Genomic DNA, 24666 nt, shown 5'->3' with positions numbered 1-24666 from the left:
GCGGCCACAAAGACGCTCCCCGCCCTGCTGCCGGTTGCAGAGCGGGGAGCGTTTAGTCGAACAGTTCGCGTCGGCCCAGTTCAAGTGGCGTGTGACCACAAGTTCATCACAAGGCCTTCACAGACCCCCTCGCATTATTACGAACTGGTCAGCTCCGCCGCCACGACTTCCGCGATCTGAGCGGTATTGAGCGCCGCCCCCTTGCGCAGGTTGTCGCCGCACACGAAGAGTTCCAGCGCCCTCGGGTCGTCCATCGACCGCCGTACGCGCCCCACCCAGGTCGGGTCCGTGCCCACCGCGTCGGCCGGGGTGGGGAACTCGCCCTCGGCCGGGTTGTCGCACAGCACCACGCCCGGCGCGCTCCGCAGGATGTCGTGGGCCCGCCCGACCGTCACCTCCTTCTCGAACCGCGCGTGCACGGTCAGCGAGTGCGTGGTGATCACCGGGACCCGTACGCACGTGGCGGTGACCGGCAGCTCCGGCAGCCCGAGGATCTTGCGGGACTCGTCGCGGACCTTCAGCTCCTCGGAGGTCCAGCCGTCCTCCCGCAGCGACCCGGCGAACGGCACCACGTTCAGCGCCATCGGGGCCGGGAACGGGCCGGTGTCGCCCACCGCGCGCCGTACGTCCCCGGGGGCGGTGCCCAGCTCCGTACCGGCCACGGCCGCGAGCTGGGAGCGGAGCGTGTCGACGCCCTCCTTGCCCGCGCCGGAGACGGCCTGGTAGGAGGAGACGATCAGTTCGCTCAGCCCGAACTCGGCGTGCAGCGCGCCGATCGCGACGATCATCGAGAGCGTCGTGCAGTTCGGGTTGGAGATGATGCCGCGCGGACGGACCCGTACGCCGTGCGGATTGACCTCGGGTACGACCAGCGGCACATCCGCGTCCATCCGGAAGGCGCCCGAGTTGTCGACCACGACCACGCCCTTGGCGGCGGCGATGGGCGCCCACCGCGCGGCCACCTCGTCCGGCACGTCGAACATCGCGACGTCGATGCCGTCGAAGACCTCTTCGTCGAGCGCGACGACCTCGGTCTCCTCGCCCCGGACGATCAGCTTCCGCCCGGCCGAGCGGGCGGACGCGACGAGCCGGATCTCGCCCCAGACGTCCGCCCGTTCGGACAGGATGCCGAGCATGACCGTGCCGACGGCGCCGGTGGCGCCGACGACGGCCAGGTTCGGCTTACGGCCCGAGGGCCCGGTGCTCATCGGCCGGTGCCTCCGTAGACCACTGCCTCGTCCGACTCGGAGTCCAGGCCGAACGCGCTGTGCACGGCCCGTACGGCCTCGTTCACATCGTCGGCGCGGGTGACGACCGAGATGCGGATCTCGGATGTCGAGATGAGCTCGATGTTCACGCCGGCGTTCGACAGCGCCTCGAAGAACGTCGCGGTGACGCCCGGGTTGGTCTTCATACCCGCGCCGACCAGCGAGATCTTGGCGATCTGGTCGTCGTAGCGCAGCGAGTCGAAGCCGACGGACGGGCGGGTGCGCTCCAGCGCCTCGATCGCCCGGCGGCCCTCGGTCTTCGGGAGGGTGAAGGAGATATCGGTCAGGCCGGTGGACGCCGCGGAGACGTTCTGCACCACCATGTCGATGTTGATCTGCGCGTCCGCGATAGCGCGGAAGATCGTCGCGGCCTCGCCCGGCTTGTCCGGCACCCCGACGACCGTGACCTTCGCCTCGGACGTGTCGTGGGCGACACCCGAGATGATCGCCTGCTCCATCGGCTGGTCCCCTTGCGGTTCGTTGCTGACCCACGTGCCCCGCAGCCCCGAGAAGGACGACCGGACGTGGATCGGAATGTTGTAACGGCGTGCGTACTCGACACAGCGGTGCAGCAGCACCTTGGAGCCGGAGCTCGCCAGCTCCAGCATGTCCTCGAACGAGATCCAGTCGATCTTCCGGGCCTTCTTCACGACCCGCGGGTCGGCGGTGAAGACGCCGTCGACGTCCGTGTAGATCTCGCAGACCTCGGCATCGAGCGCGGCGGCCAGCGCCACGGCGGTGGTGTCGGACCCGCCGCGGCCGAGGGTGGTGATGTCCTTCTTGTCCTGGGACACCCCCTGGAACCCGGCGACGATCGCGATGTTCCCCGCGTCCACGGACTGCTGGATACGGCCCGGCGTGACATCGATGATGCGCGCCTTGTTGTGGACCGAGTCGGTGATGACCCCGGCCTGGCTGCCGGTGAACGACTGCGCCTCGTGACCGAGGTTTTTGATCGCCATCGCCAGCAGCGCCATGGAGATCCGCTCTCCGGCGGTCAGCAGCATGTCGAACTCGCGCCCGGCCGGGATGGGCGAGACCTGCCCCGCCAGATCGATCAACTCGTCCGTCGTGTCGCCCATCGCGGAAACCACGACGACCACCTGGTGGCCGTTCTTCTTGGCTTCGACGATTCGCTTGGCGACCCGCTTGATGCCCTCGGCATCGGCTACGGAGGAGCCTCCGTACTTCTGCACGACAAGGCCCACGTGCGCTCCTCGCTCTGTGTCTCCTGGGGGTGACCCCCAGACCCCCTCAGGGGGTGATGCGGTCGGCTCAGTCTATCGAGCAGGCGGAATCCGCCCCGCCGATATCACACTATGAGACATACCGCTCACAGGATGATCATGATCGGCGAGGCTCCCCATCGAGCCCGCTCCGCGACGAACCCTGCCCGCATCCGGCACGAGCACACGAGAACGTAACCCAGCTCACAAGTTCACATCCGCCGCGACGGACGAACGCACGTCCTAGCCGTGGAGGCCGGCACCTCATGACGAGGTGCCGGCCTCCACGGCTGTGAGAGAGGAGCTCAGCCGGACCGCGACCCGGCGATCTCAGCCGGACCACGGTCGGCAACCTCAGCCGGATCGCCGCCCCAGCGGCCCGGCGATCTCAGCCGGATCGCAGCCCCAGCGGCCCAGCGTTCTCAGACGGACCGCAGCCCCAGCGGCCCGGCGATCTCGGCCTCCATCACCTTCCCGGCCTCCTCGGCCAGCTGCTCCTCGCCCGCCGCGGCGTCCGTGTCGAGGCCGTCGAGCTCGTCCAGCGGGGAGTCCAGGCGTACGTGCGCCACGAGCGACTGGAGCGCGCGCAGCGCGGCGCTGGCGGTCGGGCCCCAGTTGGAGAGGTAGGAGAACTGCCACCACCACAGGGCCTCGCTGACCCGCCCGTCGCGGTAGTGCGCGAGGCCGTGCCGGAGGTCGGTGACGACATCGGCGAGGTCGTCGGAGATCCGGCACGCGACGGGCGCGGTGCGCGGCACGTACGGGTCGAAGACCTCCGAGTAGACGTCTATCGGGTCCAGCAGGGCGGCGAACCGCTCGCGCAGGTCGTCCACGTCCGGCTCGGGGCCGACGTCCGGCTCGTACCGCTCGTCCGGTACGAAGTCCTCGTGCGCTCCGAGCCTGCCGCCGGTCAGCAGCAGCTGCGAGACCTCCAGCAGCAGGAAGGGAACCGCGCTGTCGGGCTCGTCGCCCTTGGCCACCTCGGTGACCGCGACGATGAAGCTCTCGACCGAGTCGGCGATCTGGACCGAGAAGTCGTCGGGATCGCGTTTGGCGTCGTGAAGCGTTGCGTCAGACATCGAGAAGTCGACTCCCTTCGAAGACACGCTCCGGCATGGCCTCGTAGGCGGCGGATCGGTGTTCTGCATCGGCCCCCGTCCGACGCCTATACCCGGTCGTGGGGTCAGACATCCAGCAGCCGCCTTCCCTCGAAGGCCCGGCCGAGGGTGACCTCGTCCGCGTACTCGAGGTCACCCCCGACCGGCAGACCGCTGGCGAGCCGGGTGACCTTCAGCCCCATGGGCTTGATCATGCGGGCGAGGTACGTGGCCGTGGCCTCGCCCTCCAGGTTGGGGTCCGTGGCGAGGATCAGCTCGCCCACGACGCCGTCCGCGAGCCGGGCGAGCAGCTCCCGGATGCGCAGATCGTCCGGGCCCACGCCCTCGATGGGCGAGATGGCCCCGCCGAGCACGTGGTACCGGCCGCGGAACTCACGCGTCCGCTCGATGGCGACGACGTCCTTGGGCTCCTCGACGACGCAGATGACGGACAGGTCGCGGCGCGGGTCCAGACAGACCCGGCACTGCTCCTCCTGCGCGACATTGCCGCAGACGCCGCAGAACCGGACCTTCGCCTTCACCTCGGTCAGCGCGTGCGCGAGCCGGCGGACGTCCGCCGGCTCCGACTGGAGGATGTGGAAGGCGATCCGCTGCGCGCTCTTGGGACCGACGCCGGGCAGCCTGCCCAATTCGTCGATGAGGTCCTGGACCACGCCTTCGTACACGGGACGCCTTCTCCTTGTCCGGTTGTCAGGTTCTGCCAGTCAGCGGGAACGCGCGACTGGAAGGGGTCAGAAGGGCAGGCCCGGCATGCCGCCGAGGCCCTGGGCCAGCGGGCCGAGCTTCTCCTGCTGAAGCTGCTGCGCCATGGCGTTGGCGTCGCGCACGGCGGCCAGCACCAGGTCCGCGAGGGTCTCGGTGTCCTCGGGATCCACGGCCTTGGGGTCGATGACCAGGGCCTGCAGCTCGCCCGAACCGGTCACCGTGGCCTTGACCAGGCCGCCGCCCGCCGTGCCTTCCACGGGGGTCTTGGCCAGGTCTTCCTGGGCCGTCGCGAGGTCCTGCTGCATCTTCTGAGCCTGCTGGAGCAGCTGCTGCATGTTGGGCTGGCCACCACCGGGGATCACGGGTTGCTCCTGGTTAGTCGACAACGACGGTTCAGTAGCCCGAGCCTACGTGGTCCCGGAGCGACGCGCCCTCCCCTGGGGGCAGGAAGGCGGGTACGGCCGGGAAGCGGCTGGTGACGAGCAGGGAAGGCGCTCGCGCACCCCGAGAACGGCCCCCGTACGCCCGCAAGCCCGCAAGCCCGCAAGCCCGTTCGACTACCGTGCGTGCCGCCCTCTCCCTCCCCGGCTCACTCGTTGGGAATCTCCTCGATCACCGTCGCGCCCAGCTCCCGGACGATCAGGTCGTGGCCGGTCAGCGCGGAGTCGACGAGATCCGGATCGTCCTCTTCCGGCATGTCGTCCTCGATGGAGACAGGCGACGGCGGCTCCGGGGCCCGATAGCCGCCCGAGGGCTCCGCGGAAGCCGGGGCCGGGGACTGCTGGGCCTGGGGCGCGGCGGGGGGCGTGTGCACGGCTTGGCGCGCCGCCTGGGCGCCGCCTCCGCCGTCTCCCCCACCGCTGTACGAGCCGCTGTACGAGCCGCTGTACGAGCCGCTGTACGAGCCATTGTTCGGACCGCTGTACGAGCCCGGGGCCGGGGCGCTCTCGGCCGGGGCCGGCCCCGGAGCCGCCGCCGGCCGGGGCGCGGCGGCGGGGGCGTGGCCGGGGTTGACGTAGCCGACGTTGCCGAAGGCGCTACTGCCTCCCCCGCCGCCGGGCGGGTTCGTGCCGCCCGAGGGGTCGACGACCAGGTCGATCTTCCATTGCACGTTGAGGGCGTCGGCGAGCGCCTGCTTCAGCACCTCTTCGCTGCCGCCGCCCGCGAAGCTGTCGCGGGCCCCGGCGTTGGAGAAGCCGATCTGGAGGGTGCTGCCGTCGAACCCGGCGATCTGCGCGTTCTGGCTGAGCAGAATCCAGGTGAAGCGGCGGCGGTTCTTGACCGCTTCCAGGATCTCGGGCCACATGCGCTGGACCTGCGCGACGCCCTGCCCCGGCTGGGGCGCGGCCTGGGGCTGCTGAGGCTGCTGAGGCGCCGCTGCCGGGGCGGCGGCGGGCGCTGGAGCCTGGGGGGCGCCCTGCCCGGGGGCGGTCGCCGAGGGCCAGCCGCCGGGGCGGCGTGCGGACGGCGCGGGGGCCGCGGCACCGGTGGGCCAGGCGCCGGGCTGGGCGGGCGGGGCGGCCGGAGGCGGCGGCACTTGCTGGGGTGCTTGCTGAGGAGCGGACGGCGCGGATGCGGCCGAAGGGCCTGACGGGGCCGAGGGGCCTGGCGGGACCGAAGGGGCGGGACCGGCCTCGGGAACGGCTCCCCCGCCCGTAACGGCGGCACGAGCGGCAGCGGGCCCGGAAAGCCCACCCTCAACCCCGGGCCCGCCGTCGGGGGCGTGCGCGTCCGGCCCGGGGACGTACCCCATGGGCGGCGCGGAAGCGGGACCGGACCCCATGAAGGCCCCGGCCATCGCGCCGCGCTCCAGCTTGTCCAGCCGGGCCTGGAAGGAGCGCTCGTCGTCGAAGGCGGCGGGGAGCAGCACGCGGGCGCAGATGAGCTCCAGCTGGAGCCGGGGCGAGGTGGCGCCGCGCATCTCCGTGAGACCCGTGTTGACCAGGTCGGCGGCGCGGCTCAGCTCGGCGCCGCCGAAGACCGACGCCTGGGCCTGCATCCGCTCGACGACGTCGGCCGGGGCGTCTATGAGCCCCTTCTCGGCGGCGTCCGGGACGGCGGCGAGGATCACCAGGTCGCGCAGCCGCTCCAGGAGGTCCGCGACGAAGCGCCGCGGGTCGTTGCCGCCCTCGACGACCTGGTCGACGACCTCGAAGGCCGCCGCGCCGTCCCCGGAGGCGAATGCCTCGACGACGGCGTCCAGGAGGCTGCCGTCGGTGTACCCGAGAAGGGCGGTGGCCATGGCGTATGTCACACCGTCGGCGGCGGCGCCGGCGAGAAGCTGGTCCATGACGGACATCGAGTCACGGACGGACCCGGCCCCGGCCCGTACGACCAGGGGCAGCACCCCTTCCTCGACGGGGATCTCCTCGCGCCCGCAGACCTCGCCGAGATAGTCGCGCAGGGTGCCCGGCGGGACGAGACGGAAGGGGTAGTGGTGCGTACGCGACCGGATGGTGCCGATGACCTTCTCGGGCTCGGTGGTCGCGAAGATGAACTTGAGGTGCTCGGGCGGCTCCTCGACCACCTTCAGCAGGGCGTTGAACCCCGCCGAGGTGACCATGTGCGCCTCGTCGATGATGTAGATCTTGTACCGGCTCGACGCGGGCCCGAAGAACGCCTTCTCCCGCAGCTCACGGGCGTCGTCCACGCCACCGTGCGAGGCGGCGTCGATCTCGATGACGTCGATGGAACCGCGCCCGTTGCGCGCCAGGTCCTGGCAGGACTGGCACTCGCCGCAGGGGTCGGGCGTGGGCCCCTGCTCACAGTTCAGACAGCGGGCCAGGATGCGCGCGCTGGTCGTCTTGCCACAGCCGCGCGGCCCGCTGAACAGATAGGCGTGGTTGACCCGGTTGTTGCGCAGCGCTTGCTGCAGGGGATCGGTGACATGCGACTGCCCGATGACCTCTGCGAAGGACTCGGGGCGGTAGCGGCGGTAGAGCGCGAGGGACGACACGCATACGACGATATCGGGCCCCACTGACAAGTGGCCTCGCTCACAAAACCCAGGCCCCCGGAGGCCCCTCCCGGCACCCCTCGGAAACGCAAGGACCCCCCACGCACCCGCCAGAGCCCACTTACCCTTGCTGCCTTCCGGCCCTGGGGGAGTTCGGTGAGATAGCGCCACGTGAGGGGCTGCCCCCACTCTAACCGATCCCAGCCCCCACGAGGACCACCCTCACCCCCTCCCCGGACCCCCCTCCGCACCATGTTCGCGAGCACCCTCTCCGGTCTTGTATTGTTTGCGGCGGAGGATTCGCCTAGTGGCCTAGGGCGCACGCTTGGAAAGCGTGTTGGGGGCAACCCCTCACGAGTTCGAATCTCGTATCCTCCGCACCCGCCCATCAGGGCAGACGAAGGCCCCGACCGGTTTCCGGTCGGGGCCTTCGTCGTGCCGTGGTTGCAGTTTTGGTTGCAGTCAGCCTCGCCTACGCATCGCATTCGACCTCTGGGCGCGAGTGCTCCGTGACAAGCTGTACCTGTGGACTTGGAAGAGCTGCTGAACATCATGGACCGGGCCGCAGCCAACTTGGCCAAGCTGGAAGACGTGTGGAAGCGAGCTGCTCGCTACATGCCGACCAGGCATTCGAGCCAGGCATCGACACCTGAGTACGAAGATCTTTCCAGGGCTTGGGCTGACCTCCTGACTGGCCTCCCCCCGATCGATGGTTGGAAGATTGTTAGTCCGCTACCCGACATCGAGGAGCTTGGGAGCTCGATGTTTCAAGCGTTCGAGGCTGGGGTGTCCTCTCGCTGGGTGGAGAAGGAAGCAGAGCAGCCGGAAAGGGACCTTGCCGAGTACCGACACCGGCTCAACCGCGCCCGCCGGCGGGCCAGCCGCGATCGGCTCCAGGAGCTTCTGGCTCTGGTCGATACCCTTCTCCCACAGCTTCTCCACGACGTACCTCGCGACTCTTCGGAGCGGCTGACAGCATCAGCGGTGGAGCTGATCACCTCGTCAGTCGCCGAGATCGAGCGACTGCTCGGGGATACAGTTCAACGCCTCGGTCGATGGAGCTACCTCCACCGCCACCTAGCCTGGGGGCAAGGATGCGACTGGCACGACATCGCCGCGGTGGACTGGCCCAGCGTGCGCACGGACATCGTCGCTGCGGCGTTCTCCGAGACGGAGCCGATGCCCGTACCGGACATTGACCTCGGCCGTGCAGCATCTGAACGCCCCTCGGGGCAGGCGACCACGGCACTGACCTGGGACAGGTTGCCCCCCGAAGAGTTCGAGCGGCTCCTCTTCGACCTGCTTCGCAGCTTCCCTGAACACGAGAACGTGAAGTGGCTCTCTCATACGAATGCGCCAGACCGCGGGCGTGACCTCTCTATGGATCGTGTTGTGCGCGAACCCACCGGCGACAGCCGAATCGAACGCGTCATCATTCAGGCCAAACACTGGCGCACGAAGTCCGTGAACGTATCTGCGCTCGCTGAGGCGATAGCAGCCGTGGAGGCGTGGGAACCACCGGTGGTTCACAACCTGATCGTGGCTACAAGCGGACGCTTCTCATCCGATGCCATCGGATGGGCCGAACAACGCAATAACAAGGGCGCCACTCCTCGCATAACGCTGTGGGCTGAGAGCGACCTCGAAGCACTTCTAACCCAGAAGCCCTATATCGTCCCAAGCTACAACTTGCGTCCCGGCCCAGTCCCGTAACAGCACGTATGGCCCGAACCAGCCTCTGGTTCGGGCCATACGTGGATCACTCCCCGTCAGCGTCGCCGTACTCGCCCGGATTCTTCGTTCGGTCCACAGCCTGCGCACAAGCCTCAGCGAAGACCACAGCTACGGCACACCGGTCCACCCCCCGTATCTGGGCCTCGACTTCCTGGCCCGGACGGCGTGTGGTGTGCCAACGCACGGGCAGGTCCGTGTAGAGGTCGGCCTCAAACTCCCATGCCATCACGGACCATTGCTCGGGCCGACCGAGATTGAGTCGCTCTCCGCCCGGCAGGAATGCGGCGTGTGCGTGGTGGACAGTATGGCGGTCGGGCAACGCGGAGCGGACAGCCCGTGTGCCGCCAGGGCCCTCCTGCTCCCATTTCTGGTGGTCCCATTCCTCAGTCTCCGCCGGGTCGTCCGGGTGCTCAGCACTCCACTGAGAGACGACCGCCTCGGCGTGCTCGCGGTGCCGGAAGGCGATGTACCGCTCGCCGAGACGAGCGACGTACACCGTTGTCTCCGTGGAAGTCGGGCTCGGGACAAGCGCGGAGGCACCGGCCGTGGCCGGTTGAAGCGGGGTGGGCGTCCCCCACAACAGGCCCCCGACCTTCGCCGCCGTCTGCTGGAGCACCGGGCTCGTGACGTGCTGGTAGCGGCGGCGCATGCGGGCGGACTTGCCGGATTCCCAGCCCATGATGCGGTCGACGATCGAGTCGGAGACGCCGAGGATGAGCAGGACCGTCACGGCGGTGTGGCGGGCGTCGTGGAGGCGGCCGTCGCGGACCTTGGCCGACTTCAGGAGGTCCTTCCACCGGTGGAAGTCGGTGTTGGGGTTGAGGGGTTCGCCGGTCGGTGAGGTGAAGACGTACCCCTTCTCCGTCCAGAGGTCACGGGCCAGAAGGCGCTCGCGTGCCTGCTGGTCCTGGTGCTGGCGCAGCAGGCGTGCCAGTTCCTCGGGGAGGCCGATGGAGCGCTTGCCCGCGCGGGTCTTGGTGTCCTTCGTCTCGCGCCGGATGTTGGCTTTCTGTGGGCAATAGCCGGGCTTCCGGCCGCACTTGCCGCCGCAGCCGTGCTGGTAGCGAGGGCGCAGGCGACCGCGTCGTACGTCGAGAACGCCGTCCTCGAAGTTGACGTCCGTCCACTGAAGACCGAGGACTTCGCCCTGGCGTAGGCCGAGGGCGAGCGCGATGACCCAGCGAGCGGTGTTGCGGTGCTTGCCCGCTTCGAGCAGGAGGCGCTGGATCTCCTCCAGGGTGTACGGCTCGACCTCTTCCTCCTCCACCTTCGGCGCCTTGGCGATCGCGGCCGGGCTGGTGGCGAGGTGCCGGCGACGCGTGGCCTCGTTGAGGGCGGTGCGGATGGTGCGGTGGGCCTGGTGGGCGGTGCCGGCGGAGCTGCCGTTCTCCCGCATCTTCTTGTAGAAGCGCTCCAGGTGCTCGGGCTCCAGCTTCTCCAGGCGGTGGGCGCCGAGGCCGGGTATGAGGTGGTGGTACACCGCGACGCGGTAGCCGTCGATGGTGTTCTCCGAGACGCTCGGCGCGGCGATGTTCTCCACCCAGTGGGTCAGCCAAGTCTTGACCGTCCAGGTCTGACCGGCCTTGGTGACGCCGGTGGAGTCGCGCTGCTTCTCCAGCTCGCGTACGGCCTTGGTGATCTCGGGGCGCGTCTTGCGGCCGACGTGGCGTCGGTCGGGAGTGCCGTCGTCCTTGACGCCGACGGTGACGTAGCCGTGCCAACGGCCATCCTTGCCCTGGAAGATCGACGAGGCACCGTTGGGCTGGCGGGACTTGGTGGGCTTGTTCATGTACGCCCCTCTCAAGCCGCAGTGCCGAAGTCTTCTCGGCCGAGGCGGCGTTGGAGGAACTCGTTCACCGCCTCGACCGGGACACGGCGCAGCCGCCCGACTTTCGCGGAGGGGATCTCGCCGGAGGAGATGAACTTGTACAGCGTGGTGCGGCCGACGCCCATGCGGCGGGCGGCCTCGGCGACCGTGAGGCCGACGAGGGTGCCGTCACCCTGGCGGCCACCCCGCGCGGCTATGAGCGCGCGGAGCGAGTCCTCGGAGACGTCGAGGAGCTGGGCGATCTGGGCAAGGGGCAGGGAAGTGCTCTGGGGCAAGGAAGCTCCTTGACCGGCGGGCGCGGGCGGCAACCCGGGCAGCGGTGCCGGTCGATCGATTTGGGTATGGCGGTTGTGGGACTGCAAGGGGCTGAACAGGGGTCGTCGGCGTTCGCAGCGCCGAGATGACCGTGCGGAGCGGCTATGAGGCAGGGGGCTCGTCGGTCTCGTCCGAGATGGCCATCCGGTCGGGACCGAGCCAGCTCTGAAGCCTGTGGGTCGAGCCGCGGTGGCGTCGGAAGTCGTCTCCGGAGGCGACCTCAAGCTCGTGCGTGAGCATGACCTTGACCATGTCCTTGTGCTCGGGATGAGCCTTGGCGTAGTCGTCGAGTTCGGCCATGATCCGGTCTTTGGCCTTGGCCAGGGCCCGCCATTCCTTCCACTTCTCGACGTACTCGCCGACAAGTCGTCTCACCAGCGGGTTCATCAGCTGGCCGGGAGGGCTGGTCAGGTCGTCGAGGGGCAGGTCGAAGACCTTGCAGAAGCCGAGCGCCTCGTCGAGGTTGACCCTGCGGCGGGGCTTGCCGCTCTCGATCCGCCAGATCGCAGACTGGTTGATCGGGTGGCCGGCCTTGGTCATCTCCTCGGCGAGTCGCGCCGTGCTCCAATCGCGTGCCTCACGCTCCATGCGGATGCGCTCAGCCACGTGGTTCTCCGGCTCTGGCCGGTCGGTTCCGGCGCGGGTCGCACCATCTTCGCCACTCATCGTTCCCACCTCCTCTCGCTCTGGGCCACGGCCGCACAGCCGTGACCGATGACAAACAGCTAACACCAATCCTATCTGCATCGCAAGGCATTCCCATTTGAATTATTGCTGGTAGGCTTGCACTGCTCCCGAACGAACGGGGGTGGACATGAAGAAGCCCCCGGCGCTGCGAACGCCGGGGGCAAAGCAGAAACCCCACAACCGCCATACCTAACGATTCGACCGGCCCGGCCGGGGTTGCCGCCCCATATGGCCTGCCGGGTGAGGAGTTCTATGTCCCAGCGTACGACCCCGCCTGCCCGTATGCCATTCCACGACGAAGACACCACCGGGGCAGCAGAGCCTCCTTTCAACGTGGAGGCCGAACGCGCCGTGCTCGGCGCCTGCATGCACAAGGCCGACGTCATCGACGTGGTCCGCCCGATCCTCGGGGACGAAGCCTTCTACCGGCCCGCGCACGAAACCGTCTGGCGAGCACTGCTCGACCAGCACCGCGAGGACAAGCCGACGGACCCGATCGCCCTCACCGAGGTGCTCCAAGCGCAGGGCGACCTTGAGCGTGTCGGTGGCCGCACCTACGTTTTCCAGCTCGCCGACGTGCTCTACGGCACAGGCAGCGCGGAACACCACGCGGAGATCATCCGCAAGAAGGCCGACCTGCGGCGCTTGATCGCATCTGCCGTCCACACCCTCCAGAGGGCCCAGGAGCCGGGTGCCGACCCCGAGGCCATTCGCAGCGAGGTCGAGACCGAGGTACGTGCCGAACGCGAGCGAGCACTCACCTCGGGCCAGGGTCGTCTGTCCCGCTTCGCCGTCGACGGGTGGCGCTTCGTCAAAGAGTCGGGCGCGGACGCCGAACCCCTGTGGGGAACCCGAGAGAAGACCCTCTGGGCCCCCGGCGAGAGCCTGATGATCGTCGGCGCACCAAGCGTCGGCGAGACCACCCTGGCCCACCAGGTGATCTTTGCCCGCCTCGGCCTCCAGGAGACCGCCCTTGAAATGCCGGTCGCACCGAGCAGGAGGGTGCTGTACCTGGCCATGGACCGGCCCAAGCAGATCGCCAAGGCGATGGCCCGTCGCGTCTTCGCCACCGACGAGGCGATCCTGCGCGACCCGCTCATCGTCTGGCAGGGCCCGCTGCCCGCCACCCTCGACAAGGAACCCGATCTCCTCGCCGACCTCGCCGCCGCTCACCAGGCCGACACGATCGTGATCGACAGCCTCAAGGACGCGGTCAGCACGATGGTCGACGACAGCCTCGCCGTCTCCTTCAACAACGCCCGTAATCGCGCCCTGCGCAGCGGCGTGGAGGTCCTTGAGCTGCATCACCAGCGCAAGACCGCTGCCGACGCGCCGCGCGGCCAACGCCCGAGCCTGGACCAGGTCTACGGCTCCACCTGGATCACCGCAGGCGCGGGCAGCGTTCTGTTCATCAGAGGACGGGCCGGCGACCCGGCCGTCACCCTGCACCACCTGAAGACGCCCACCGGCGAGGTCGGTCCGCTGGACGTCACGCACGACCACAAGCACGGCACCACCACGGTCGACCCGGCCAGGGACCCCGCCGTCCTCATCCGTAACGCCCCGAACGGGCTGACCGCCCGCGACCTGGCCATCGTCCTCATCGGCGGAGGCGACCCCGAACGCGCCGACGCGGAGAAGGTCCGCCGTCACCTTGCCCGCCTCGTCGAGAGCGGCCTGGCAACCAAGGAGGACGGGATCGCGGGTGGAGCGGGCGGCGGACAGCAGGCGCGCTACTACGCGACCGCCCGTCATCTCACCGCCATCGGCTGAGCTCCGCCGGACCCCACGGCACGATCACGCGACCGTACACGCGGGCTCTGTGCCTGCACACCGCCACGAAGCGCTCCCACCGCACACGCTCATCGCGAAACCGCAGGTAGAGCGATCACGCCTGCGTCCACGCCGTACACGCGCCCAGGCGATCACGCGCAGGCCCCCTTTTAGAAGGGGGCCTGCGTGTACGCCCCCTCCGTGAACGCCGTGCACTCCCACCACACGAGATCCTCGCCCCGCCTTGGAGGCCGCCCCCTTGCACTCCCCTGCCCCAAGTGCCCCGTCAGCCATACGCGGCATCCGTACTGGCATCGCACCGCTCGCCTCGGCCGCTGAAGACGAGACCCTCAAACGAAGTGGCGATGCTCGCCGAGTCCCCGCACCTGCTGGGAACGGCCATATGAATCGCAAGGGCCACATCACCCTCGTCCTCGGCCTGGTGGCCGTCGTCCTCATGGCCTTCCGGGTCTCCTGGAACGCGCTGTCCGACGTGGCCCGCGCCATCGGCGCCGACTCCACCGCCGCCCTGCTCTACCCGATCGTGGTCGACGGGCTGATGGCCCTCGCACTGATCGCCACGCTCGTACTGACCGGCACCGATCGGAAGTTCGCGCTGCGGGTCCTGGCGACCTACACGATCGCCAGCCTCCTGCTGAACTACGTGCACGGCCTCGTACCGGCCCTACACACGGAGTCGATCCGGTGGGGCCGACTGGCCGACTGGGACCCAGCGAACTGGGCCCTTGTCCTGCTGGCAACCTCGCTTCCGGTCGGGTCGATCTACTTCGGGTCGGACCTCGTGGCGAAGGTGCTGCACCACACCCCCCAGTCGGCCGACTCCCTCGAAGGTGCCTCCGCCCAGGCGGTTGGCCAGCAAGTTGACCGGTCGGCCAACGAGCAGGCCCCACAGTCGATGCCTGACCAGCCCAAACCCATTCCGGCGGACCCGACCGAGTCGACCTCTGTGGAGGACGCCGAGGCGCCCGGGACGGGGCCGGCCACGGGGACCGAATCGGCCCCCACTGCCCGATCGCTCAAGTCGGCCGCCGTGGCGACGTCGACTGGAGCCGCCCCGCGCCGGGCGACCGGTCAAGTCCCCGCTGCCGCCAAGCCGACTGCCGACCGGACCCGCACAGATGCCGAAGTTCTCGACGAGGCGCGGCTCCTCACCGCCGACTGGAGCGAGGACCAACTGACCGCCGAGCGTCTGCGCAAAGAACTACGCATCGGCCTGGTCCGAGCCCGCACCGTGCGCGGCGAGCTGCGAGCCGAGCGGAACGGTCGGGCCAAGCCCACCACGAAGGATGGCTTCAAGGGCGGGCCACTCGAAGGACACGACGAAGCCGCGCCCCTCGGCAACGCCGCCTGACCCTTCCCCTCTGCTGCGCCCCGCCCTCATCACTCGACACGAGGGCGGGCCCTGGGGCGGGCGCTCCATCTCGCCCCCACCGATCCTGGAGAAACCGTGCACGAACCCCACCTCGAACTCACCACCGCACCGCCGGAGATGCCCGCCGTCCTGGCCCCAGACGGAGCAAGGTATGACGTTGGACCGTCCAAGGGCCGGCCCAACGCAGCCTCCGCCCCGGGGGTGGCGGAGGTTCCCTGGAGCGAGGGCGCACCAGGGACAGAAGGCGGGGTCGTACGTGCTGCCGACGAAGCCGCCCTGTACCGCGTCGCCCGCCGCCGCGCCCGCCAAGACGTACAACGCAAAGAGCGTGTCGACGTCCGCTACAGCTCCGACGAGAAGACCGCCATCCGCGCCGAGGCCCGTCGGCTCGGCCTGGCCGGCGCCCACCTTGTCGGTGCGATCGTCCTGGCTCACCTGGACGGTGACCTCACCTTGCCCGGCCAGCGCACAGCCACCGACGACCTGATCGATGAACTCGCCTCCCTGCGCATGCAGGTGGCGCGCATCGGTACGAACGTGAACCAGATCGCCCACCGCCTCAACAGCGGCGGCGACCCACACCCTGTGGACACCGCCGTGCTCGCCGAAGCAGGGCGGGTCGTGGCCCTGGTGAAACAGGCGGTCACCGCGATCGACGCCGCCGCCGATGTGGCCGCCACGCAGCACCGGGCGGCCTGATTGATAGCCAAGATCGGCAAGCCCGGCCACAAAACGAGGGGCGTCCTGAACTACCTGTACGGGCCCGGTCGCGCCAACGAGCACACCGACCCCCACCTCGCCGCGTCCTGGGACGGCTTCGCCCCCGACCCCGGCCGTGACCCCGACGCCACCCTGGCCCAGCTCACCGCCGCCCTCGACCTGCGCGTGAAGCAGGCCGGTGACAAGGCACCGAAGGGCCACGTGTGACACTGCTCGATCCGGGCCGCCCCCGAAGACCCGCACCTCACGGACGAGCAGTGGGCCACCATCGCCCGCCGGGTCCTGAACGCCACCGGCATCGCGCCAGCGGGCGACCCTGACGCCTGCCGCTGGGTCGCCGTACGCCACGCCGACGACCACATCCACATCGTCGCCACCAAAGTCCGAGGCGACCTCCGGCCACCCCGGAACTGGGACGACTACCTGCACGCCGCTGCCGAACTCGCCGCCATCGAGAAGGAGTACGGCCTGCGTCAGGTCCTGCGCGGCGACCGCACCGCCGCGAAACGGCCCACCCGCCCCGAGCAGGAGAAGGCCCGCCGCACCGGACACACGAAGACCGCACGCGAACGCCTGCGGACCACCGTCCGCACGGCGGTGACGGCCGCCACCAGCACCGAGGAGTTCTTCGCCGTCCTCGAAGGAGCGGGTGTACTGGTGGACATCCAGCGCTTCCCCTCCGGCGACATCCGCGGATACAAGGTCGCCTTCGCCGACGACACCAACGCCGCCGGGGAACCGGTCTGGTTCTCCGGCTCCGCCCTCGCCCCCGACCTGTCCTACCCCAAGATCAGCGAGCGCCTTATGGCCACTGGGGCCGCCCCTACGAGCCGCCCTTCTGACCGTCGACGTTCAGCCTGGCAGCAGGTCACCGACGCGGCCGGTCAGCTCCCTGACGTCCTCGACGAGGCCGACGACGCTGTCGGGCAAGCCCACATCACCGTGCTCGCCGAAGCCCTCGATGCCCTCCCCCTCATCGCCCCCGCCACCTACAGGCACCAACTGGCCCAGGCGGCAACGGCCTTCGAGCGGGCAAGCCGCTCCCGCATCCGCGCCCGACACCAACAGGCCAAGGCCACCCGCCGGGCGATCAAAGCAATCCTGCGCGAACCCGCGCCCAAGGACGGAGCGCTCTTCGCGATCCTCCTCGACGCCCTCCTCCTAGCGGTCGTCGCCGCCCAGCACAGGCACCGCACCCGCCACCACGGCCAGCAGGCCGAAGCCGCCCGCCAAGCGGCCGAGCACCTGCGCGCCGCCTACCAAGCCGCTACCGTTCAGCCCCTTGCGGTGATCCACCAGCGCGGCCTCCGTCTGGGCGTTGCGGTACAGCAGCGGCAGACCGCCCACGTCCGCCGAGCGCTACCTGACCTCGCCGAACAGATCCTCACCGAGCCCAGTTGGCCCGCCCTGGCCACCACCCTCGCCGAAGCCCAAAAGGCCGGACACGACCCGGCCGTCCTGCTAGCCGAAGCCACCCGCCGGCGAGAACTCGACATCGCCACCTCGATCAGCGACGTCCTCGTCTGGCGAATACGCCACAACACCCACCCGCCCACTACATCCGCAAACCCTCAGGCCACACCGCCTTCGGGCGGTATGTACACCTCGGTCACGCCACCGGGCGCCCAGACCTCAAAGCACTCCAGCCGCCGCCGTTGCCCCAGGGAGGCGGCGGAATATAGCCGACGATCCCCGTTTTCCGAAGTCAGGGATTCTCCAGACGATTGAGACTCCCCAACCACCCGGAGCACCACACCCGTATGACCGCACACTCCCCCCGTCCCCACGTCATGGCCCTGCTGTTCGACACGGATTTCAACCGCCCCGCCGACTCCCTCGTCTATCGCCACCTCGAAGGACGCCTCTTCACCGAGGAGGAACACTCCCTGCTCCGTGACGCCACCACCGAAGAGTTTAAAGCCGTCGGCATCCACGTTGACGACCCCGAAGTCGACGTGGAAGCAGCCGTGCGCGAGATGGTCGACCTCCTGATCAAGTACGCCGTCGATCACCACGAAGCTCTCGTCCCCTTCATGACCCACGAGGACCTGATGGAGTACGACCGATTGGGCTTCACTATCGGCGCGAACGCCGACAGATACGCCCCGCGCGAAGACTGAACGCACAGCAAGACGACGTCCTCCGAGCACCACGTACCGAGCTCGAACGCCACATCGCCCCGCTGAAAACGGCGAACAAGCAGCCCCACGCAGGCCGCCGCCCACACGGTCGCAGGGCCCAGGAGTAGGGCAGCGTAAAGCCCCGGCGCGCCACCACCCGTAGCGGCCAAGTGGTACCGGAACAGCGCGAAGCCGGGCCTCCCAGTGGGAGGCCCGGCTTCGGCATGTGTGGTTCCAGTCCACTGAAACGCACGGGAGCCGGGCTCCCACAAGATCGATATCGGTAGTCAGATCCTCGTAGACAACCTGGGCGTGAGCAGTTCCAGCGCTTCCTCCCACCGGTAGTTCTCCGCACCCCCGCCCGCCTTCGGCTTGTGCGGTTCGTACGACCCGATCAGCACGCCCATCTCGCGCAACCGGTCCAGGCTCTGCCGGTACGCGGGATGGGCGGCCTGCGCCGAGTTCAAGTACGGGAGGGCGGCGGTCGGGATGCCGAAGCCGTACGCCTCGCAGAGGATGCCGACGGCAAGGGTGTCGGAGATTCCCGCGGCCCACTTGTTGATGGTGTTGAAGGTGGCCGGCGCGACCGCGATGGCGTCGGCGGGCGGCAGCGGGCGCGGGTCGCTGGGCGAGCGCCAGGCAGAACGGATCGGGTAGCCGGTCTGGGCCTCGATCGCCTCGGTGTCGAGGAAGCCGAGTCCTTGGGGCGTGGCAACCACGCCGACGTCCCAGCCCTTCTGCTGTGCGGCGGTGATCAGCCGGTGGACGTCCGGGGCGACCCCGGCCGCGCAGACCACGACGTACAGGAAGGGCTTCTTCGGCTCATCGGTGTGGTGGTGGTCGGTCACGCGGGGGCTCCCAATTGACGGCTGAAGTGGTGGAGTTCGGGCAGGGCGTGGTGACGGTCGCGGGCGGCCATGTCGGCGACGAGTTCGCGTACGGGGGGGCGGCGGATGTCCTGGGAAGCGCAGCTTTCGGCGATGCGCAGGGCCTGGTAGCCGTCGGCGAGGCGGCCCTGCTGACTGTAGGCGCGGGCCGTTTCGATCCAGAGGGCGGTGCGGCGCTCGGGGGCCGGAATGTGGCGGCGCATGAGGGGGCCGGCGGTTTCCAGAGCGATGCCCGCGTCGCCGAAGGCGTTGGCGGCGCTGACCGCGTGGAGGGAGACGTTGGTGGGGCTGAAGTTGGCCCAGGCGTCGGGGCGGTCGAGAGAGACGTAGCGGGCGACGTCGTGGGCCTCGGTCAGGAAGTCCTTGGTGGCGGAGCGGTCGCCGCCACTGCTGGCTGCGGTGACGCCGCGCAGGAGGAGCAGGCCGAGGGCCGCCAGGTAGCGCGGGGAGCGCTGGTCGTACGCGCCGGTGAGCTGGTCGGCGGTGTGCCGGACCAGGGTGACGGCCTGGCTGGTGTGCCGTTCGCGGGCCAGGAGGTGGGCGTGTACGCGGACGCTGGAGGCCAGGATGATCGGGTCGCCGCAGCGTTCGGCCTCGGCCATGGCGCGGCCCACGGCGAGCCAGGCGTGGCCGTGGTCGCCGAGCTTGAGGAGCAGACTGACGGCGGTCTGGTACGCGGTGGCGAGCAGGCCGGTGGCCTCGGTGGAGGCGGGCGCGGCCTGCCGGAGGTCGAGGATCAGGGTGGGCAGGACCTGTTGCAGCTCGGCGTAGTCGCAGGTGGAGAAGAGGCGGCGTACGGCGGAGATGCGATCGGCGAGGACATCAACAACATCGACGTCCATGCCCGTGGCCGGTGTTGGGCCGGGCAACAGCGCCTGTACAAGTGTGTGGTGGCCGAGCATCGGCTGGGCGGGGGTCGCGAGAGCGGCGACGCTCGCGGCCAGGAAGGTACGGCGGTGCATGTCCTCGGTTTCGGGATCGCTGGTGGTGGCGGTGGCGTCCGGTAAGGCCGAGTGCGGCGAGCGGGATGCCCAGTTCCTGGGCGACCGAGCGCACCACCTGGGAGTCGGCGGTTCCGCGTCCCTGTTCCAGGCGGCTCAGCTTCGACTGGTGGTAGCCCAGCGCGGCGGCAACGCCCGCCTGGGTGCGTTTCGAGAGCACGCGGGCCCGGCGGATCTCTTCGCCGATCCGTCTCGCCTCGCCCTGCGCGTCGTACACATCGGCCATCTGCGCCACGGCCCCTTCCGCCGTCGCCGATCCTGCCTGCTCAACCGAGGCTAATTCAGTCGCACTTGGTACGCATGCAGGTCCTGCATAAGTGATGCCGCACGAGCACCGGCCCTGGTCCGGCCGCTCCCGCCACGGGTGACGTGGAAGCCGTACCCGTCCGGGAGGCAACCCTGTGGAACAGCGACACCTCAGCTTCTCCGTACCCAGCACGGCTCGCGCCGTCACCGACGCACGGCACCGGCTCCTCGCCGGGATACGCGGCTGGGAGCTTCAGGCCAGCACGTCCGACGAAGGCGAGGGCGGCCTCCTCGACGCCGTCGGGTTGGTGGCGACCGAACTGCTCGCGAACTCCGTCCAGCACGCCGGCCCCGGCCTCATCTCGGTGACCGCCCGCCTGACCGGCGACGAAACCGTACGGATCGAGGTCACCGACACCAGCTCCGCCCTGCCCCACATGGAGCTGCCCGACTCAGACAGCGAGCACGGCCGGGGCCTGTTCCTCGTGGCTGCCCTCGCGGCCCGGCACGACGTCGAGACGACCACATCCGGCAAGTGCTGCTGGGCCGAGATCTCCCTGCCCGCACGGCCGACCGCCTCCACGCCCTTACGCGTTCCCCTCCCAAGGAGCCGACCGTGACCACCGCCCAACTCCCCGCCCTGACCTCCGAAGCCTCCGACGTAATCGCCGTCCGCCCCGGCCCGCCGCTCACCGGCACCGTGACCGTCGACGGCTCCAAGAACGCCGCCCTTCCCCTGTTGGCAGCGGCAGCCGCCCTGCGCCAGCCCGTCCAGCTGTCCAACGTCCCCGCCAACGCCGACGTCCGGACGATGCTCACGCTCCTCCAGCACACCGGCCACCGGGTCGCGCATCCGGTGGCCGAGCCGACCACGGTCGTGGCCACGCCGGGCGAGAGCACGCACCCCTCTCCCGACATGCACGCGACCGCTGCCCGTATCCGCGCCTCGTACTACCTCGTGCCCGCCCTGCTCGCCGCCCACGGCCGCGCATCGCTCCCCTGGCCCGGTGGCTGCCAGATCGGCGGGCGCGGCATGGAACAGCACTTCAAGGTGTACGAGGCGTTCGGCGACCGGACCGCGGTCGACGATCACGGCTATACCGTCACGGCCGGACGCACCCCTGCGGGCACGGTGTCGCTGACGCTCCCGTTCCGCTCCCGGGGCACCACCATCGCCGCCCTCCTCCGGGCGGTCGTCGCGAACCGCCCCCCTGCGCCTGGGCCGGCCGAACCTCTCCCCCGAGGTCCTCAGCGTCCTGGACGCCCTCCGGGAAGCCTGCTGGGAGACCCGCGCCGCCGAACGCCTCCTCACACTGACCCCGCCCTCGTACCCCTCTCAGGACTCCTACTCCTGGACCGTGCCCGGCGACAAGGTCGAGGCGGGCACCCTGGCCTGTGCCGTCGCGTCCACCGGCGGAAACGCTCGTATCGAGGGCGTGAGGAGCACGGACATCGCAATGATGACCGCCGCTCTGCGCTGGCTCGGCATCCCCGTCACCGCCCACGGCACCACGCTCACCGTCCACGCCGAGAACTACCATCCCACCGAGCGCCCGCTCCGGGCCGTCGCGTCCCTCTCCCCCGGCGGCCTGGACGCCGACTTCGAACCCCCGCTGATGGCCCTGGCCCTGGGCCTCCCCGGCACCCACCTCTTCGCCGACTCCATCAACCCGGGCCGCCACAACAACCTGCTCCCCCAGCTCGCCCGCCTCGGCGCGGACATCCACGAGATCTCCCCCACCCAGTGCCGCCTCACCGGCCCGCAACGCCTGACCGGCGCAGGCGTAGAAGCCACCGACATCCGCACTGGCTCAGCCCTCCTCGTCGCCGGCCTCACCGCACGCGGTGTCACCACCCTCGGCGGCCTCGACCAGCTCCGCCGCGGCCACGCCGACCTCCCCACCAAACTGCGCGCGCTCGGCGCCGACATCTGCGAGGTCACGCCATGACCCGCCGACTCCAGCGCATCGTCGCCACCACCGACGTCCACTCCTCCTTCGCCAACGCACTGCCCCTGCTCACCCACCTGCACGCCGCCCGCCAGGACTCGCTCGTCGTCGACTGCGGCGACTTCTTCGAGGGCAGCGGTTACTACCGGCTGGGCAACGGCAGGATCGAGCGCCAGCTCCTGACCACCCTGTACGACGTGATCGCGCCCGGAAACCACGGCTGGGCGCACCACTTCGACCCTGACCTGCACCCCCTCACGGTGTGCGCGAACGCCATCGACGACACGACCGGTAACGCCCTGTTCCGCCGCCTCCACCTCGCCGAGATCTGCGGTCGGCGCGCCGCCGTCACGGGGATCATCGGAGTCCAAGCCTTCAACGCCATCCCGTACGCACAACGCGCCGGCCACCGCATAACCGACCCTCTCCAGGCCCTGCGCGAACTCATGCTCGCCCACCACCACAAAGCCGACTCCTGGATCCTCCTCAGCCACTCCGGCTTCACCGAGGACCTGAAGATCGCCGCCTCCTGCCCCTTCCTCGACGTGATCTTCTCCGGCCACTGTCACAGCGAGCGCTACGGCCCCGAGCACGTCGGCGACACGCTCGTCCTCAAGGGCCCCGAGCTGGCCGCCGGCCACGCCTTCGCGAAGCCGGTCGGCGCGGGGTGGGCTGCACGTACGGCATCCTTTCCCGCCACGACCTCCCGGCCGCCCACCGAACTGAGCGCCCTGCACGAGGAGATCGAGACCTACCGACGGAGGCTCGCCGAGCCGCTGGGCCCCATCGCCGCGCCGTACCGCAACCGCCCGCTCGACCGCCGGGCCCTGCTCCAAGAGATCGCCTCCCGCCTGCACACCGGCCTCGGCGCGGAAGCCGTCCTCCTGAACGAGACGGCCCTCCGCACCACGCCACTCGGCGACACCCTCACCCGAGGCGACCTTCTGACCATCGAGCCCTTCGGCAACCACCTCGTCCACGCCCACCTCGCCGACGGCACCCAACTCGCTGAAATGACGTACGCAACAGGCCCGTTGGTGACGGCACCGGACACCTTCCCCACCCACCCCTGCACCGCGTCCTGACCACCGACTACCTGGCCGACACCTTCCTCGGCGGACACACCCACCAGGCCGCCTTCCCCCTCGCCCAAGCCGTCCAGCACGTCCTCACCGGAGGAGAACGGCAATGATCCTGACCGGCCCCGAGATCACCTCAGCCGTCGCGGACGGCCGACTGCGCATCACGCCCTTCGACCCGACCCAGGTGAACCCCAACAGCTACAACGTCTGCCTCGGACCGACCCTCCTCACGTACACCGCGCCCGTGATCGACGCACACACCCCGAACCCCACCCACGAGATCGCGATCGGCCCCCACGGCCATGTCCTCCAGCCGGGCGAGCTCTACCTCGGGCACACCCTCGAAGAAGTCGGCTCCGACACCTTCGTCCCCTTCGTCCCCTTACTGTTCGGCCGTTCCTCCGTCGGGCGGCTCGGGCTCTTCGTCGAGATCACCGCGCCGATCGGCGACCTCGGCTTCCACGGACAGTGGACACTGATGCTCTCGCCGGTCCGCCCGCTGCGCATCTACACGGGCATGAAGATCGGCCAGATCATGTTCTTCGTCGCGGCCGGCCCCGTCGCGCTCTATGCAGGCAAGTACCAGGCCGCCGCCGGCCCACGCCCGTCCGCCTACTGGCGCGACCTCGCACCTCTCCCGGCGGTGACCTCGTGATCCTCACCGGCCCGGCCATCGCCGCCGCCCACGCCTCGGGCGAGATCACCATTGATCCGTACGACCCCGCCCGCATCTCCCCCAACGCCTACGACTGGCGACTCGGCCAGACCCTGCACGCCTGCAAAGGCCACCTCGACGCAGCAGCCCGTACGACCACTACCGAAGGCCCCATCCCTGCAACGGGGTTCGTGCTCCGTCCCGGCATCCTGTACCTCGGCGTCACCCACGAGAGAACCGGTTCCGAGACGTACGCGCAGTTCCTCAACGGCAATCGCACGACCGGCGCCCTCGGCATCTGGGTCCACGTCTCCACACCGCTCGGCCACCAGGGCCACGCCATCCGCTGGACCCTGGAGATCCGGGCCGCACGCCCCGTACGCATCTATCCCCTGATGACCTTCGGGAAGGTGACCTTCCTCCACACCTTCGGCACTCCCGCCAGCTACCAACGGCACGGCCTCAAGTACCGGGCCAGCCAAGGGATCGAGACTTCCCGCCTGTACGAGGAGCTGCCGGGAGGCCGACCGTGAGCCAGGTCGTCGCCACCGCCCTGGACCTGCCCGCCGGGAGCCCCGGCGGCAGCGTCGAACTCTTCCTCGACCTCTACACCGGCGACAAGCGGCTCATCCCCGCACGAGCCTTTATGCTCACGCCACCAGGCCCCCGCCCCCGCCTTCCGTCCGGCCTGAACCTGCCGTCCGTACCGGGCAAGTGCCTGGACGGCCCCGCCTTCGGCCGCTACGTCACCGCCCTCCGCAGAGCCCTCACTACCGCGATCGACCCGTCCCAAATCGACGTCCTGCACCTCCAGCACCTCACCTTCGGCGCCACGGCCGCCCTGCTCCGAGCCCTCCCCGCCCACCCCAGAATCGCCCTGGTCCACGGCACCGACCTGCTCTTCGCTAAGGGGTCCTTTCAGAATGCTTTGCGGGCGAGGTTCATGCAGGCGGCGAGCTGGAGGAAGGCGTCGTGCATCTCGTCGTATGCCTCCCAGCGAACT

The 24666-nt window shown here is 69.6% G+C and carries 20 protein-coding genes, 1 tRNA gene, 1 other RNA gene and 4 pseudogenes; 14 read left to right on the top strand and 12 right to left on the bottom strand.

The window, feature by feature from the left end; all coding sequences use genetic code 11:
- Positions 1–137 precede the first annotated feature (137 nt).
- The 7 genes from AB0I49_RS15680 to ffs form a co-directional block, all read right to left on the bottom strand.
- Positions 138–1208, bottom strand: a complete 1071-nt coding sequence (locus tag AB0I49_RS15680) for an aspartate-semialdehyde dehydrogenase (RefSeq protein WP_363227500.1) — start codon at positions 1206–1208, stop codon at positions 138–140.
- On the bottom strand, positions 1205–2476 hold the full coding sequence (locus AB0I49_RS15675) for an aspartate kinase (protein ID WP_363130149.1): 1272 nt from the start codon (positions 2474–2476) through the stop codon (positions 1205–1207). Before AB0I49_RS15675 ends, AB0I49_RS15680 begins: the two co-directional genes overlap by 4 nt.
- A gap of 440 nt (positions 2477–2916) precedes the next feature.
- A complete protein-coding gene (locus tag AB0I49_RS15670) occupies positions 2917–3573 on the bottom strand; it encodes a DUF5063 domain-containing protein (RefSeq protein WP_363227499.1) in 657 nt (218 codons plus the stop codon).
- Positions 3574–3677: 104 nt separating this feature from the next.
- Positions 3678–4277, bottom strand: a complete 600-nt coding sequence (gene recR / locus AB0I49_RS15665) for a recombination mediator RecR (protein WP_030892412.1) — start codon at positions 4275–4277, stop codon at positions 3678–3680.
- 66 nt (positions 4278–4343) lie between these two features.
- Entirely contained in the window at positions 4344–4679 is a 336-nt protein-coding gene (locus AB0I49_RS15660; protein ID WP_363227498.1) for a YbaB/EbfC family nucleoid-associated protein, read from the bottom strand.
- A gap of 227 nt (positions 4680–4906) precedes the next feature.
- Positions 4907–7273 (bottom strand): DNA polymerase III subunit gamma and tau, encoded by a 2367-nt coding sequence (locus AB0I49_RS15655; RefSeq protein WP_363227497.1) that lies wholly within the window; start codon positions 7271–7273, stop codon positions 4907–4909.
- 90 nt (positions 7274–7363) lie between these two features.
- Positions 7364–7454: signal recognition particle sRNA small type (gene ffs / locus AB0I49_RS15650), an RNA gene on the bottom strand.
- A 112-nt stretch (positions 7455–7566) separates the two neighbouring features.
- Here ffs and AB0I49_RS15645 point away from each other — a divergent pair.
- Together AB0I49_RS15645 and AB0I49_RS15640 are read left to right on the top strand one after the other, a co-directional pair.
- Positions 7567–7651: transfer RNA gene (locus tag AB0I49_RS15645), tRNA-Ser, on the top strand.
- Between the two features lie 147 nt (positions 7652–7798).
- Positions 7799–8986 carry a restriction endonuclease gene (locus tag AB0I49_RS15640; protein ID WP_363227496.1) on the top strand — a complete coding sequence of 396 codons (1188 nt, stop codon included), beginning with the start codon at positions 7799–7801 and terminating at the stop codon, positions 8984–8986.
- 46 nt (positions 8987–9032) lie between these two features.
- Here AB0I49_RS15640 and AB0I49_RS15635 read toward each other — a convergent pair whose 3' ends face one another.
- From AB0I49_RS15635 to AB0I49_RS15625, 3 genes are all read right to left on the bottom strand, one after another.
- Complete coding sequence (locus tag AB0I49_RS15635) at positions 9033–10796, bottom strand: site-specific integrase (RefSeq protein WP_363227495.1); 1764 nt, start codon at positions 10794–10796, stop codon at positions 9033–9035.
- Positions 10797–10807: 11 nt separating this feature from the next.
- Positions 10808–11110, bottom strand: a complete 303-nt coding sequence (locus tag AB0I49_RS15630) for an excisionase family DNA-binding protein (protein WP_363227494.1) — start codon at positions 11108–11110, stop codon at positions 10808–10810.
- A gap of 142 nt (positions 11111–11252) precedes the next feature.
- Positions 11253–11816 carry a helix-turn-helix transcriptional regulator gene (locus AB0I49_RS15625; RefSeq protein WP_363227493.1) on the bottom strand — a complete coding sequence of 188 codons (564 nt, stop codon included), beginning with the start codon at positions 11814–11816 and terminating at the stop codon, positions 11253–11255.
- A 273-nt stretch (positions 11817–12089) separates the two neighbouring features.
- Here AB0I49_RS15625 and AB0I49_RS15620 point away from each other — a divergent pair, with 273 nt between their 5' ends.
- From AB0I49_RS15620 to AB0I49_RS15595, 6 genes are all read left to right on the top strand, one after another.
- Positions 12090–13610, top strand: coding sequence for a DnaB-like helicase N-terminal domain-containing protein (locus tag AB0I49_RS15620; protein WP_363227492.1), 1521 nt, complete (start codon positions 12090–12092; stop codon positions 13608–13610).
- 403 nt (positions 13611–14013) lie between these two features.
- Positions 14014–14982, top strand: a complete 969-nt coding sequence (locus AB0I49_RS15615; RefSeq protein WP_363227491.1) for a DUF2637 domain-containing protein — start codon at positions 14014–14016, stop codon at positions 14980–14982.
- Between the two features lie 222 nt (positions 14983–15204).
- Positions 15205–15702, top strand: coding sequence for a MobC family plasmid mobilization relaxosome protein (locus tag AB0I49_RS15610; protein WP_363227490.1), 498 nt, complete (start codon positions 15205–15207; stop codon positions 15700–15702).
- Positions 15703–15930: a hypothetical protein gene (locus AB0I49_RS15605; protein WP_363227489.1), complete on the top strand. Its 228-nt coding sequence runs from the start codon at positions 15703–15705 to the stop codon at positions 15928–15930.
- Between the two features lie 9 nt (positions 15931–15939).
- Positions 15940–17451 carry a relaxase/mobilization nuclease domain-containing protein gene (locus AB0I49_RS15600; RefSeq protein WP_363227673.1) on the top strand — a complete coding sequence of 504 codons (1512 nt, stop codon included), beginning with the start codon at positions 15940–15942 and terminating at the stop codon, positions 17449–17451.
- Between the two features lie 32 nt (positions 17452–17483).
- Positions 17484–17843 carry a hypothetical protein gene (locus tag AB0I49_RS15595; RefSeq protein WP_363227488.1) on the top strand — a complete coding sequence of 120 codons (360 nt, stop codon included), beginning with the start codon at positions 17484–17486 and terminating at the stop codon, positions 17841–17843.
- 287 nt (positions 17844–18130) lie between these two features.
- Here AB0I49_RS15595 and AB0I49_RS15590 read toward each other — a convergent pair whose 3' ends face one another.
- The gene (locus AB0I49_RS15590) at positions 18131–18691 is read right to left on the bottom strand and encodes a flavoprotein (protein ID WP_363227487.1); all 561 of its coding nucleotides are present in this window, start codon (positions 18689–18691) and stop codon (positions 18131–18133) included.
- Positions 18688–19957: pseudogene (locus tag AB0I49_RS15585) on the bottom strand (helix-turn-helix transcriptional regulator). The gene AB0I49_RS15590 and the pseudogene AB0I49_RS15585 overlap by 4 nt, the downstream one beginning before the upstream one ends.
- Positions 19958–20132: 175 nt before the next feature.
- Between AB0I49_RS15585 and AB0I49_RS15580 the strand changes: the two are divergent.
- From AB0I49_RS15580 to AB0I49_RS15555, 6 genes and pseudogenes are all read left to right on the top strand, one after another.
- Positions 20133–20597 carry an ATP-binding protein gene (locus AB0I49_RS15580; protein ID WP_363227486.1) on the top strand — a complete coding sequence of 155 codons (465 nt, stop codon included), beginning with the start codon at positions 20133–20135 and terminating at the stop codon, positions 20595–20597.
- A pseudogene (locus AB0I49_RS15575) lies at positions 20594–21926 on the top strand (UDP-N-acetylglucosamine 1-carboxyvinyltransferase). The gene AB0I49_RS15580 and the pseudogene AB0I49_RS15575 overlap by 4 nt, the downstream one beginning before the upstream one ends.
- Positions 21923–23118, top strand: a pseudogene (locus tag AB0I49_RS15570) (metallophosphoesterase). Before AB0I49_RS15575 ends, AB0I49_RS15570 begins: the two co-directional pseudogenes overlap by 4 nt.
- Positions 23115–23663: a dCTP deaminase gene (locus tag AB0I49_RS15565; protein WP_363227485.1), complete on the top strand. Its 549-nt coding sequence runs from the start codon at positions 23115–23117 to the stop codon at positions 23661–23663. The pseudogene AB0I49_RS15570 and the gene AB0I49_RS15565 overlap by 4 nt, the downstream one beginning before the upstream one ends.
- Positions 23660–24196 carry a deoxycytidine triphosphate deaminase gene (locus tag AB0I49_RS15560; RefSeq protein ID WP_363227484.1) on the top strand — a complete coding sequence of 179 codons (537 nt, stop codon included), beginning with the start codon at positions 23660–23662 and terminating at the stop codon, positions 24194–24196. The genes AB0I49_RS15565 and AB0I49_RS15560 overlap by 4 nt, the downstream gene beginning before the upstream one ends.
- Positions 24193–24597, top strand: a pseudogene (locus AB0I49_RS15555) (glycosyltransferase); the annotation flags it as partial. The gene AB0I49_RS15560 and the pseudogene AB0I49_RS15555, both read left to right, overlap by 4 nt.
- Positions 24598–24666 lie beyond the last annotated feature (69 nt).

It is taken from the genome of Streptomyces sp. NPDC050617 (assembly GCF_040654795.1).
In the GTDB taxonomy this organism is placed as follows: Bacteria; Actinomycetota; Actinomycetes; order Streptomycetales; family Streptomycetaceae; genus Streptomyces.
This window is presented reverse-complemented; position numbering and strand designations above follow the sequence as displayed.

Coding starts and splice junctions, on each gene's coding strand:
- AB0I49_RS15680 (WP_363227500.1), bottom strand. CDS start 1,208: ATGAGCACCGGGCCCTCGGGCCGTAAGCCGAACCTGGCCGTCGTCGGC.
- AB0I49_RS15670 (WP_363227499.1), bottom strand. CDS start 3,573: ATGTCTGACGCAACGCTTCACGACGCCAAACGCGATCCCGACGACTTC.
- AB0I49_RS15635 (WP_363227495.1), bottom strand. CDS start 10,796: ATGAACAAGCCCACCAAGTCCCGCCAGCCCAACGGTGCCTCGTCGATC.
- AB0I49_RS15625 (WP_363227493.1), bottom strand. CDS start 11,816: ATGAGTGGCGAAGATGGTGCGACCCGCGCCGGAACCGACCGGCCAGAG.
- AB0I49_RS15620 (WP_363227492.1), top strand. CDS start 12,090: ATGTCCCAGCGTACGACCCCGCCTGCCCGTATGCCATTCCACGACGAA.
- AB0I49_RS15615 (WP_363227491.1), top strand. CDS start 14,014: ATGAATCGCAAGGGCCACATCACCCTCGTCCTCGGCCTGGTGGCCGTC.
- AB0I49_RS15595 (WP_363227488.1), top strand. CDS start 17,484: ATGACCGCACACTCCCCCCGTCCCCACGTCATGGCCCTGCTGTTCGAC.
- AB0I49_RS15565 (WP_363227485.1), top strand. CDS start 23,115: ATGATCCTGACCGGCCCCGAGATCACCTCAGCCGTCGCGGACGGCCGA.